The 11672-nt window shown below is 73.1% G+C and carries 11 protein-coding genes; 2 read left to right on the forward strand and 9 right to left on the reverse strand.

What is annotated here, in order from left to right:
- Positions 1–234 precede the first annotated feature (234 nt).
- Positions 235–1242, reverse strand: coding sequence for a stage II sporulation protein M (locus ACW69E_RS12820; RefSeq protein WP_457498328.1), 1008 nt, complete (start codon positions 1240–1242; stop codon positions 235–237).
- A gap of 142 nt (positions 1243–1384) precedes the next feature.
- On the opposite strand from ACW69E_RS12820, the gene ACW69E_RS12825 reads away from it, so the two are divergent.
- Positions 1385–2374, forward strand: a complete 990-nt coding sequence (locus ACW69E_RS12825; RefSeq protein ID WP_457498329.1) for an RDD family protein — start codon at positions 1385–1387, stop codon at positions 2372–2374.
- A 43-nt stretch (positions 2375–2417) separates the two neighbouring features.
- Here ACW69E_RS12825 and ACW69E_RS12830 read toward each other — a convergent pair whose 3' ends face one another.
- The 8 genes from ACW69E_RS12830 to ACW69E_RS12865 form a co-directional block, all read right to left on the reverse strand.
- Complete coding sequence (locus ACW69E_RS12830; protein WP_457498330.1) at positions 2418–3032, reverse strand: hypothetical protein; 615 nt, start codon at positions 3030–3032, stop codon at positions 2418–2420.
- A 114-nt stretch (positions 3033–3146) separates the two neighbouring features.
- Positions 3147–4661 carry an adenosylhomocysteinase gene (gene ahcY, locus ACW69E_RS12835; protein ID WP_457498331.1) on the reverse strand — a complete coding sequence of 505 codons (1515 nt, stop codon included), beginning with the start codon at positions 4659–4661 and terminating at the stop codon, positions 3147–3149.
- A gap of 401 nt (positions 4662–5062) precedes the next feature.
- Complete coding sequence (locus ACW69E_RS12840) at positions 5063–6004, reverse strand: cation diffusion facilitator family transporter (protein ID WP_457498332.1); 942 nt, start codon at positions 6002–6004, stop codon at positions 5063–5065.
- Positions 6005–6139: 135 nt separating this feature from the next.
- Entirely contained in the window at positions 6140–7348 is a 1209-nt protein-coding gene (gene manA / locus ACW69E_RS12845; RefSeq protein WP_457498333.1) for a mannose-6-phosphate isomerase, class I, read from the reverse strand.
- Between the two features lie 93 nt (positions 7349–7441).
- Positions 7442–8614 carry an SIS domain-containing protein gene (locus ACW69E_RS12850; protein WP_457498334.1) on the reverse strand — a complete coding sequence of 391 codons (1173 nt, stop codon included), beginning with the start codon at positions 8612–8614 and terminating at the stop codon, positions 7442–7444.
- Positions 8615–8648: 34 nt separating this feature from the next.
- Positions 8649–8819, reverse strand: a complete 171-nt coding sequence (locus tag ACW69E_RS12855) for a Trm112 family protein (RefSeq protein WP_101258606.1) — start codon at positions 8817–8819, stop codon at positions 8649–8651.
- Between the two features lie 185 nt (positions 8820–9004).
- On the reverse strand, positions 9005–10363 hold the full coding sequence (locus tag ACW69E_RS12860; RefSeq protein ID WP_457498335.1) for a phosphomannomutase/phosphoglucomutase: 1359 nt from the start codon (positions 10361–10363) through the stop codon (positions 9005–9007).
- A 50-nt stretch (positions 10364–10413) separates the two neighbouring features.
- A complete protein-coding gene (locus ACW69E_RS12865; protein WP_237880924.1) occupies positions 10414–10809 on the reverse strand; it encodes a DUF3499 domain-containing protein in 396 nt (131 codons plus the stop codon).
- A gap of 363 nt (positions 10810–11172) precedes the next feature.
- Between ACW69E_RS12865 and ACW69E_RS12870 the strand changes: the two genes are divergently transcribed.
- Positions 11173–11658, forward strand: a complete 486-nt coding sequence (locus tag ACW69E_RS12870; protein ID WP_457498336.1) for a metallopeptidase family protein — start codon at positions 11173–11175, stop codon at positions 11656–11658.
- Positions 11659–11672 lie beyond the last annotated feature (14 nt).

Here is an 11672-nt window from a genome sequence, read left to right on the forward strand (position 1 = left end):
ATTCGCTTTCGCCGATCGAATTCGGCTTCGCTTTCCGACAGGAATTCGGATTGCTTCACCGGAGCCGTGGGCTCCTGATGGAAGCTGGATAGATTTTCATCCGTCTACCCTCGAGGGTACCACCCTCCGGGCAACTTCTAAAATCTACCTCCCGCAGAGCTCCCCGTCAAGGGCGCCCTCCGGAACGATCAGAACCGTAGCAGGTCCGGGGGCCTCGATGCACATCGGCTCGTGTCACGCCGCCAGAGGCACCTCGGCGGAGCGGTCGGCGGCCTCCACGTCGCCCGCCTCACCGCTCCTCACAGCCCTGGCACCCAGCAGGTAGACGTAGGCGAGGAAGGCGAGCTCGGCGGCCACCCCGATGGTGATCCGGGCCCAGGTGGGCAGCCCCGAGGGGGTCACGAAACCCTCGATGACTCCCGAGACGAAGAGCACCGCGGCCAGGCCGAGCGCCATGCCGATGGCGGCTCGCCCCTCCTCCGCGAGCGCCGTGCGCCGGCTGCGCGGTCCGGGGTCGATGACCGTCCATCCCAGGCGCAGTCCTGTGCCGGCCGCGACGAAGAGAGCGGTCAGTTCGAGCAGGCCGTGCGGAAGGATCAGACCGAGGAAGACGTCCAGGCGGCCCGCCGAGGCCATCAGGCCGATGCCGATTCCGACGTTCAGCATGTTCTGGAACAGCACCCACAGCACCGGTATCCCGAGGAAGACGCCGAAGATCAGGCAGATCGCGGCGGCCTGGGCGTTGTTCGTCCACACCTGGGCGGCGAAGGACGTGGCCGGATTGCTGGAGTAGTACGTCTCGTACTGGCCTCCGGGCCGGGTCATCTCGCGCAGCTGCTCCGGGGCCGCGATGGAGGCCTGGATCTCGGGGTGGGTGCCGATCCACCAGCCGATGAGGGCGGCGACCAGCGTGGACAGCAGGGCCGTCGGTATCCACCAGTGCCGGGAGCGGTAGACGGCCGCCGGGAAGCCGACCGTGAAGAAGCGCGCCACGTCGCGCCAGGTCGAGCGGCGGGTGCCGGTGACCGCGCTGCGCGCGCGGGCGACGAGCGAGGTGAGCCGGCCGGTCAGCGCGGGGTCGGGGGCGGCGGACTGGATCAGCGACAGATGGGTGGCGGTGCGCTGGTAGAGGGCGACGAGTTCGTCCGCCTCGGCCCCTGTGAGGCGGCTTCGGCGGCGCAGCAGCTCCTCCAGGCGGTCCCACTCGGCCCGGTGGGCGGTGACGAAGACATCGAGGTCCATGGGGAGAGCTTTTCAGATGGGGTGCGGTCGGTCTCGGGCTGCTTGGCGGCCGGTCGGCCGCGGGCGGCAGACTGTGTACGTACCCGGCGCAGGGCGTAAGAGGCGCACACGGGTCCGAAGCGAGGGCGAGGAGGCGTACCGGGTGAGTCAGCTCGTGACGGGTGATGCGGTGGTGCTCGGGCTACGGCCCGCGCGACTGCCGAGCCGGGCCCTGGCCGTCTTCATAGATCTGGTCGTGCTCTGGAGCGTCTATCTGGCGCTGTCGATGGCGGTGCTGTCGGCCACCGGGTCGCTGGACGACGCGGCCACGGCCGCGATCGCCGTCGCGCTGCTGTTGCTGGTGCTCATCGGCGGGCCGGTGGCGGTCGAGACGCTCTCCCACGGCCGTTCGCTGGGGAAGATGGCGTGCGGGCTGCGGGTGGTGCGGGAGGACGGCGGACCGATCCGCTTCCGGCACGCGCTGGTGCGCGGGGCGCTGGGTTTCGTGGAGATCCAGATGACGGTGGGGGTCGTCGCCTGCATCGCCTCGCTGGTCTCCGCGCGGGGCCGGCGGCTCGGCGACGTGTTCGCCGGAACGCTGGTGGTGCGGGAGCGGGTGCCGGTGTCGCGGCCGGCACCGGTGCCGCCCCCGCCCCCGTGGGTGGCCGGGCACTTCGCGGGGCTGGACCTGTCGCGGGTGCCGGACGGTCTGTGGCTGGCCGTGCGGCAGTACCTGCTGCGCGCGGACCAGCTCGATCCGCAGGTGGGCTGGTCGATGGCGCAGCGGCTGGCGGCCGACGTGGCCGGCTTCACCGGGGCTCCCGTCCCGGAGGGGATGCCTCCGGGCGTATATCTGTCCGGTGTGGTGGCCGAGCGGCAGGGGCGGGAGGCGCGGCGGGCCTTCGGGGGAGGCGCCCGGCCGGAGGCCGGGGGGAGCGGCTCCGTGCCTGCGTCGAGCGTTCCCGGTGCCGGGGCCGGTCCCGTGAGCGGTCCCGGCTCCGCGTGGCCGGCCCCGCCTCCGCCTCCCGCGGCGGCTCCGCCCGCCGGTCCTCCCGCTGTTCCTCCGGCGCCCGCGCCACCGTCGCCGCCGCCGGCCGGTGGCGGTGACAAAGATGCGGACGGGCCGCGCACCGGCTTCGTCCCCCCGGCCTGACGCCGGCCGGGCAGAGCTGTTGACCGGCCCGGCCCGGGGCGGGTCAGGCGAACGTCGAGGGCGGTGACTCCAGGTCCTCCAGTTCGACGCCGGGGGCGGCCAGGACGACGTCCCCGGCGATGTGGACGGAGTGCCGCTCGCCCGTCTCCAGATCGTCGACCCGGTAGTGGTCCACCGTAAGCGGGCCGCTGTCGGTGGCGTGTGCTTCGCTGTCCACCAGCGCCCAGGCCTGGTCGAGGGTGCGGGGGGCGAGTACGGGGGGCGCGAAGGCGACGAGACGGACGCGGGTGGCCGGCGCGCCGGGCGCGGGGCGCAGCAGCCGGGCGACGGCGACGAGGAAGGCGGGGGACGCGCCGGTGAAGGCGTGGGCGGGCGCGTTGCCCTCCTGTGCCCGCTCTCCGGACGGGTCGGCGCGTACCCAGGTCACGCCGTCGAGGGCGGCGCCGCGCACCTGCCAGTGGGGGGTGGTCAGTTCGAGGCGGAGGGGGCGGCCGAGGCCGTCCAGGGTGAGGTCGACCGAGCCCGCGCGGTCGCCGGAGGGGGCGGTGAGCTGCGAGACGTACCGCCAGCCGGACGGGCCGGTGGCGCACTGGAAGTGCTCCTCGCCCAGGGGGGCGCGGTCGTGCGGGTCGTGGAGTGAGTAGCGGCCGCGGGGCATGACGGGATCCTTACGGGTCAGGCCCCCGCCGTGGAGCGGGGGCCTGACGGTGTCGCCTACCTGCTGTGTGACGTGCCGTGTGCCGACACCGGTGGCGGTGTCAGTGGCGTTGGCTCAGTAGCGGTAGTGGTCGGGCTTGTAGGGCCCCTCGACGGGAACGCCGATGTAGGCCGCCTGCTCCGGGCGCAGCACGGTCAGCCTCGCCCCCAGCGCCTCCAGATGCAGCCGGGCGACCTTCTCGTCCAGATGCTTGGGCAGCACGTACACCCCCACCGGATAGGCATCCGGCTTGGTGAACAGCTCGATCTGCGCGATCGTCTGGTTGGCGAAGGAGTTCGACATCACGAACGACGGATGCCCGGTGGCGTTGCCCAGGTTCAGCAGCCGCCCCTCGGACAGCACGATGATCGACTTGCCGTCGGGGAAGGTCCAGGTGTGCACCTGCGGCTTGACCTCGTCCTTGACGATCCCCGGAATCGCCGCCAGACCGGCCATGTCGATCTCGTTGTCGAAGTGGCCGATGTTGCCCACGATCGCCTGGTGCTTCATCCGCGCCATGTGGTCGGCCAGGATGATGTCCTTGTTGCCGGTGGTGGTCACGAAGATGTCGGCGGTCTCGACGACGTCCTCCAGGGTGGCGACCTGGTAGCCGTCCATCGCCGCCTGCAGCGCGCAGATCGGGTCGATCTCGGTGACGATCACCCGCGCGCCCTGGCCGCGCAGCGACTCCGCGCACCCCTTGCCCACGTCCCCGTACCCGCACACCACCGCCACCTTGCCGCCGATCAGCACATCGGTGGCCCGGTTGATCCCGTCGATCAGCGAGTGGCGGCAGCCGTACTTGTTGTCGAACTTCGACTTGGTCACCGAGTCGTTGACGTTGATCGCCGGAAAGAGCAGCACGCCGTCGCGCTGCATCTCGTACAGCCGGTGCACCCCGGTGGTGGTCTCCTCCGTCACCCCGCGGATCTCCGAGGCCAGAGCCGTCCACTTGGCGGGGTTCTCGGCCAGGGTGCGGGCCAGCAGACCCAGGATGACGGCGTGCTCCTCGGACTCGGCCGTGGACACGTCCGGCACCGCCCCGGCCTTCTCGTACTCCACGCCCTTGTGCACCAGCAAGGTGGCGTCCCCGCCGTCGTCCAGGATCATGTTCGGCCCGCCGGTGGGTGCGTCCGGCCAGGTCAGCGCCTGCTCGGTGCACCACCAGTACTCCTGGAGCGTCTCGCCCTTCCAGGCGAAGACCGGCACCCCCCGCGGGTCCTCGGGGGTGCCGTCCGGGCCGACCGCGATCGCCGCGGCGGCGTGGTCCTGGGTGGAGAAGATGTTGCAGGACGCCCAGCGCACCCGCGCGCCCAGCGCCACCAGGGTCTCGATCAGCACCGCCGTCTGCACCGTCATGTGCAGCGACCCGGTGATCCGTGCCCCGGCCAGCGGCTGGGCGGCGGCGTACTCGCGGCGGATCGCCATCAGGCCGGGCATCTCGTGCTCGGCCAGCGTGATCTCCTTGCGGCCGAACGCCGCCAGGGACAGATCCGCCACCTTGAAGTCCCGTGCCGTGCCGGTCGGGGCACCGGTGGAAGTGGCGGTCGCGTCGGTCGATGCGCCGGTGGACGCGTCGGTCGTCGTCATGTGAGAGCTGCTCCTCGGAATCGGTCGAGGTGGTATGGCCGGCTGGTCTGCGGCAGCGGGCAGGCGCGCGGGAGACGGGCACACCGGCGGTCCGCCGTCGTGTGCCGTCGTCACCGTACGCACCATACGAACGTACGTGTCCCCTGACCGCAGCGCAGTCCGTCGGAGGCCCTCTCTCCCTCGGCCGGCCGTGTGGCCGCCCGACCGCCATCAGCAGCGACGTCTGTGCCTTTCCGAGGCTACACGTTCGGTGTGCCGTCCGGGCGGGACGGCCTCGGGGACCGGACCGCACCATGGAGTTCCGGCCATGTGAGTGCGGACGGCCGCGGTACGGCGAGCGGCCCGGGGACGAGATCCTTCGTCCCCGGGCCGCTCGCCGTACCGCCTCGCCTTACCGCCGTTCAGAGGGCCTTGACGGCTTCCTCCGTCCCGCTCACCCGGTATATGTCCGGCTCCAGGTAGATCACGCGGGCGATCGGGACCGCCGCGCGGATGCGCTGCTCGGCCTCGTCGATCGCCCGGGCGACCTCGGCCGCCGACTCGTGGCTCTCCACCGCGATCTTGGCGGCGACCAGCAGCTCGTCCGGGCCGAGGTGGAGCGTGCGCATGTGGATGATCCGGGTGACCCGCTCGCCGTCGACGATCGCCTCGCGGATCTTCCCGAGCGCCTCCGGGTCGGCGGACTCGCCCAGCAGCAGGGACTTGGTCTCCACGGCGAGGACGATCGCGATGACGACGAGCAGCACACCGATGCAGATGGTGCCGATGCCGTCCCAGACCGGGTCGCCGGTCAGGAGCGCCAGGCCGACACCGGCCAGGGCCAGTATGAGGCCGACCAGGGCGCCGAGGTCCTCCAGGAGCACGACCGGCAGTTCGGGCGCCTTGGCCCGCCGGACGAACGCCGTCCACGACTGCGTGCCGCGGACCTCGTTGGACTCCCTGATCGCGGTCCGGAAGGAGAAGATCTCGGCGATGATCGCGAAGACCAGGACCCCCACCGGCCAGTACCAGTGGGAGAGTTCGTGTGGGTGCCTGATCTTCTCGTAGCCCTCGTACAGGGCGAAGAGGCCGCCGACCGAGAACAGGACGATGGCCACGAGGAAGGAGTAGATGTAGCGCTCGCGCCCGTATCCGAAGGGATGCTCCTCGCTCGCCTTCCTCTTCGCCTTCTTGTGGCCGAGCAGCAGCAGCGCCTGGTTGCCCGAGTCGGCGACGGAGTGGACGCCCTCCGCGAGCATCGACGAGGACCCGCTGAAGGCGAACGCCACGAACTTGGCCACGGCGATGGACAGGTTGGCGCCCAGTGCGGCGACGATCGCCTTGGTTCCGCCTGATGCACTCATGAAGGGTCGACTCTCCTGGGAAGACGGCAGGGCCTGTTCCCGCGCCCGAGGCCCGGGGGCCGGTGCGGGGCTCGTTCTCCCGCGGGTCCCCGGGCCTCGCGGCGCGGTGGTTCGGTTGGTGCGGTCACATCGCGGTCATACGGCCACGGTCGCGCGGAAGAGAGTACCGCTGCCGAGGACCGCGACGCGCTCGCCCGCCCGTACGAAGGCCGACCGGCCCCGGGGGAGGACGAGTTCGCCGCCCGCGCCGCCCGCGGTCACCTCCCGCAGGGTGACCTCCCCCTCCGTGCACAGCAGGATCTGGGGGGTGCGGTCGTCCAGGCCGTGCGGCTCCGAGCCGGGCGCCAGGACGTACCGGGAGAGCCGGAACTCATCGACGGGCGCCGCGTACACCTCCTCGCCCCCGGAGGTGGTGCGTGGCCGCAGCACCTCCGGCTCCATCGGCTCGAAGCGGACGACGCGCAGCAGTTCGGGTACGTCCACGTGCTTGGGGGTCAGACCGCAGCGCAGCACGTTGTCGGAGTTGGCCATCAACTCGACGCCCAGCCCGCCGAGGTAGGCGTGCGGAACGCCGGCGCCGAGGTAGAGGGCTTCGCCGGGCTCCAGGTGCACGACGTTGAGCAGCATCGCGGCCAGGACGCCCGGGTCGCCGGGGTAGTGGCCGGCGATGCCGGCGTAGGCGGCGCACTCCCGGGCGTACGGCCCTTCCCCGGCGGCCAGTCGCCGTGCCGCCGCGGCGGTCGCTGCGACGGTCTCGGCGATCGCCTCCCTCTCGGCGGAGAGTACGGCGGTCAGCACCTCGCTCAGCGCCTCGTCCTCGGGCCGGGCGCGCAGGATGTCCGCGTACGGCTTGAGGCCGCCGACGTCCAGGGCCTCCAGCAGATCGGCGGCCCGGGCGGGGCGGCGGAAGCCGCACAGGCCGGTGAAGGGCGTGAGGGCGCAGACGAGTTCGGGTTTGTGGTTGGCGTCCCTGTAGTTGCGGTGCGGGGCGTCGGCCGGAATGCCGCGCTCCTCCTCGTCGGCGAAGCCCTCCCTGGCCTGGGCGAGGTCGGGGTGCACCTGGAGGGAGAGCGGGGAGGCGGCCGCCAGCACCTTGAGCAGGAACGGCAGCCGCGGCCCGAACGCCTCGACGACCGCCGGGCCCAGTTCGCCCTCGGGGTCGGCCGCGATCGCCTCCGACAGGGGTGTCCCGCCTCCGCGGTCGATCCGCGACGGCGCGCCGGGATGGGCTCCCATCCACAGCTCGGCCTGCGGCTCGCCGGTGGGCTCGGTGCCGAGCAGTTCGGGGATGGCGGTGGTGGAGCCCCAGGCGTAGGGGCGCACGGTGTTGGTGAGGAGGTCCATGCGGGATGGTGTCCTTGGTTCCTTGTTCCGGGCCCGGACCTCGTCGTCCGGGCTCTGGCGGCTCGGGTCGCTCCGGCGGGCCGGACGCCCCCGTCAGGGCCGCCCGCCGCCGGCGAGCGCGAGGTAGACGGCGGCGAAGTCCACGGTGGCCAGCAGCTCGGCGGTGGTCTCCAGCGGGGTGCTGCCCTCGGCCGGCTCCAGTTCGCTGACCGGGGTGCCGTGCCCGTACGCCAGATCGCGGGCTGCGACGGCGGCTGAGTGGGCGGCCGGGGGGCCCTCGCGCAGCAGGACGATCCGGGCGCGCATCGTCTCGGACTCCTCCACCCTGTCCCGGAAGAAGTCGTCGGTGTCCTCCGCGCCCGCGAAGGAGCCGGTCAGCAGGGCGCCGTGGGCGGTGAGCGCCTCCGGCAGGAGGGCGGCCAGCGCCGGGCGGCCGACGAGCGAGGTGAGGGTGGTGGCGAAGTGGCGGGCGGCGGCGGCCGCGACGGTGCCCTCGCTCCACAGCAGCGGCAGCGCGTCGGAGAGCTCCGCGGCCAGGGTCTTGGCGGGGTTGCCGTAGGTGGGGGCGGCGGGGCCGCACCGCTCGGCGACCCGGTCGAGGCGGTCGGCGAGGGCCGCGAGCCCGTCGGGGCCGGCGGCGGCCAGGCCGAGCCGGTCGGCCAGGGCGAGGAGCGGGGTGAGCAGCGCCCACAGGAGGCCGGGGGCGGCGGGCGGGGCCGGGGTCTGCCGCTCGTAGGCGTCGCGCGGGTCGGGGCCCTCGTAGTGTTCGCCGGGCACCTCGGCCAGCGGTACGGCCAGACCGCGCGCCTGGATGGTCGCCTCGGTCAGCGGGGCGGGGGCGGGGCTGACGGAGACGACGGTGCAACCCCGGCGGTACGCCTGCTCGGCGAGTGCGGTCAGGCCGCCCTCGTGGCCGTCCGGGGTGGCGAGCAGCAGCAGGTCCAGCGGGCCGGCCCAGCCCGGCAGCGTCCAGCGCAGCGCGCCGGGGTCGGGGAGGGAGCCCGCGGGGTGGAGCAGGGTGACGGGGACGGCCCCGTTGCCGAAGGCCGCGAGGAGATCGGCGACGCAGGCGACGGCCGGTCCGGTGCCCGCGACCAGGATGGCGCGGGGGCGGCCGTCGGGACGCAGTTCGGTCAGTCCCGCCTCGGTGGCGTGCCGCAGGGCCGTACGAGCGCGGGCGCCGGAGGCGGCGGCTTTGCGCAGCAGGCCGTGGTTGTCGGCTCCGGCCAGGGCGTCGGGGGCGTCGAGCAGGGTCTCGTCCAGCATGTGCGGCCTCTCCGGTCGCCGGGGGCGATCGTGCTCAGGCGGGACGGCGTGCCTCGTCGACGAGGAGGACGGGGATGCCGTCCCGGACGGGGTACGCCAGTTCGCATCCGCTGCCCTCGCAGACCAGTTCGTCGCCCTCCTCGTGGAGGGGGGAGTGGCACGCCGGGCAGGCGAGGATCTCCAGGAGACCGGCTTCGAGCGGCATTGGGTGCGTCCCTTCGGGGCGTGTGCTGTGCTGCTTCGTGGTGCTGTCGTGCGGTCAGCGTACCGCCGGGAGTCCGCTCTCCGTCGGCGGGTGCCGGGCCGCGCGGCGGGGCCGGAACCGGTGGCCGTGGCCGGTGGCCGGTGGCCGGTTCCGGCGCCGCCGCGCGGTGGCCGGCGGGCCGGCCGTCAGGCGCGGACGATCGCCAGCACCTCGTCGCGGACCCTGGCGGCCGTCTCGGCGTCGCGTGCCTCGACGTTCAGGCGCAGCAGCGGCTCGGTGTTGGAGGGGCGGAGGTTGAACCACCAGTCCGGCGCCGTGACCGTCAGGCCGTCCAGTTCGTCCAGCGTCAGGCCCTCGCGGCCGGTGTAGGCGGACTTCACCGCGGCGGCGCGCCCGGCCTGGTCCTCGACGGTGCTGTTGATCTCGCCGGAGGCGGCGTAGCGGTCGTACCGGGCGACCAGTTCCGAAAGGGTGCCCCCCTGTCCGCCGAGCGCGGCCAGGACGTGGAGGGCGGCGAGCATTCCGGTGTCGGCGTTCCAGAAGTCGCGGAAGTAGTAGTGCGCGGAGTGCTCGCCGCCGAAGACCGCGCCGGTGCGCGCCATCTCCTCCTTGATGAAGGAGTGGCCCACCCGGGTGCGCACCGGGGTGCCGCCCGCCTCCCTGACGACCTCGGGGACGGACCAGGAGGTGATGCAGTTGTGGATCACGGTGGAGCCGGGGTGCTTGGCCAGCTCGCGCTCCGCGACCAGGGCAGTGATCGCCGACGGGGAGACGGGCTCGCCGCGCTCGTCGACGACGAAGCAGCGGTCGGCGTCGCCGTCGAAGGCCAGGCCGATGTCGGCGCCGGTCTCCCGCACCCGGGCCTGGAGGTCGACGATGTTGGCCGGATCCAGCGGGTTGGCCTCGTGGTTGGGGAAGGTGCCGTCGAGCTCGAAGTACATGGCGTCCAGCTCGACCGGCAGGCCGTCGAGGACGGTGGGGACGGTGTGGCCGCCCATGCCGTTGCCCGCGTCGACGACGACCTTCAGCGGGCGGACGGCGGTGAGGTCGACCAGCGAGCGCAGATGGGCGGCGTAGTCGGCCAGCACGTCCCGCTGCGTGATCGTCCCCGGCTTCTCCGCCGACTCGGGGGCCCCGGCGGCGGCCCACTCCTCCACCAGCGCGCGGATGTCGGCCAGGCCGGTGTCCTGGCCGACGGGGGCGGCGCCGGCCCGGCACATCTTGATGCCGTTGTACCGGGCGGGGTTGTGGCTGGCGGTGAACATCGCGCCGGGCAGGCCGAACCGGCCGCTGGCGAAGTAGAGCTGGTCGGTGGAGCACAGGCCGATCTCGGTGACGTCGGCGCCGCGGGCGGCCGCTCCCCGGGCGAAGGCCCGCGACAGGCCCGGCGAGGAGGGGCGCATGTCGTGTCCGACCACGATCGCGCTCGCGCCCGTGACCGTCGCGAACGCCGCGCCGAACAGCTCGGCGAGGGGTTCGTCCCACTGGTCGGGCACCACACCACGTACGTCGTACGCCTTCACGATGTGTGACAGGTCAGGCACGGTCCACCCCTTCTGGAGTATCTGGCGACGCCCCAAATGTAACGGGGCGATCAGTTCTCGGGGGACCTCAGTACCCGCAGGTGGCCACGTCGAGCCACCTCCATCAGATCCGTCTCGCGCACGCCGCCGGAGCCGGGCTGCTCGGTGGGGGCGGGCTTCCTGCGCTGCGGGGTGCGGGCGGCCTCACGGACGGCGTTGGCCAGCGCTTCGAGGTCGTCGCCGCTGGGGCGGGCGGGGCCCGCGTCCACGGCGAGGCGGACGACCTCCCAGCCGCGCGGGGCGGTCAGCCGCTCCGAGTGCTCCGAGCACAGGTCGTAGCAGTGGGGCTCGGCGTAGGTGGCGAGGGGGCCGAGGACGGCCGTCGAGTCCGCGTAGACGTACGTCAGCGTCGCCACGGCAGGGCGGCCGCACGCGGTGCGCGAACAGCGACGTACAGGGCTCACGATGTTGGACGGTACCGCACTCTTGAGCGGGCCGCGACGACTCCCCGGGAGGTCACCCTGTTGTGTCGTGCCGGTCCACCGGGGTCCCGTGCCGCGGCGGCGGACCGGCTGACCTGGACCGGGCCGGAAAAGTCCGGTTGGCGGCGGGACGGAAGCCGGACATAGACGCCGTTACCCCTTCGTTCGGATTCCGTCATCGAGGAGCGATCATCGATCGGGGAGTTGTCCGAAACAGAGCCCTGGGGAAATCTGGAGAACGGAACCGGTCGGTCTCCGGCAGCCGGTGGCGCGGAAGGGGCCGCGCGGAAGGGCGGGGTCGCGTCGTCACCGCTGCCCGGTCCCCTCCGGACGGCTACTCTCAAGGTGATGAACAACCCCGTACCGCCCCGCCGGCCCGATCCGCGACCGCGTCGCCGGGATCGCCATGGACGCGGCATGCGCGGCCCCGTCGCGCCGCCCCAGGTGCCGCTCGCCATGAGCCGCGCCGACGCCTTCGACGACCTGGTGCGCGACTCCGCCGACCGGCTGGAGAGGCAGTGGCCGCAGCTGTCCGGGGTGGAGTTCGTGGTGCAGGAGGTGCCTCCGGCCGCGCCGGGGGGCGGGGGCGCGGACGGGCCCGACGGCTGGATCGACGGCTGGCTCGACGGACCGGACAGCGTGCCGCTCGGCCGGTACGCGGCCGCGCGGGACGGCCGCCCCGACCGCATCGTCGTCTACCGGCGGCCCATCGAGCTGCGCGCCAGGACGCGCGACGACCGGGCGCTGCTCGTCCACGAGGTGGTCGTCGAGCAGGTCGCCGAACTCCTCGGGCTGGCCCCGGAGTCGATCGATCCGCGCTACGGGCAGGACTGAGGGAGGACCGGGAC

It is taken from the genome of Streptomyces sp. SS8, from assembly GCF_054072955.1.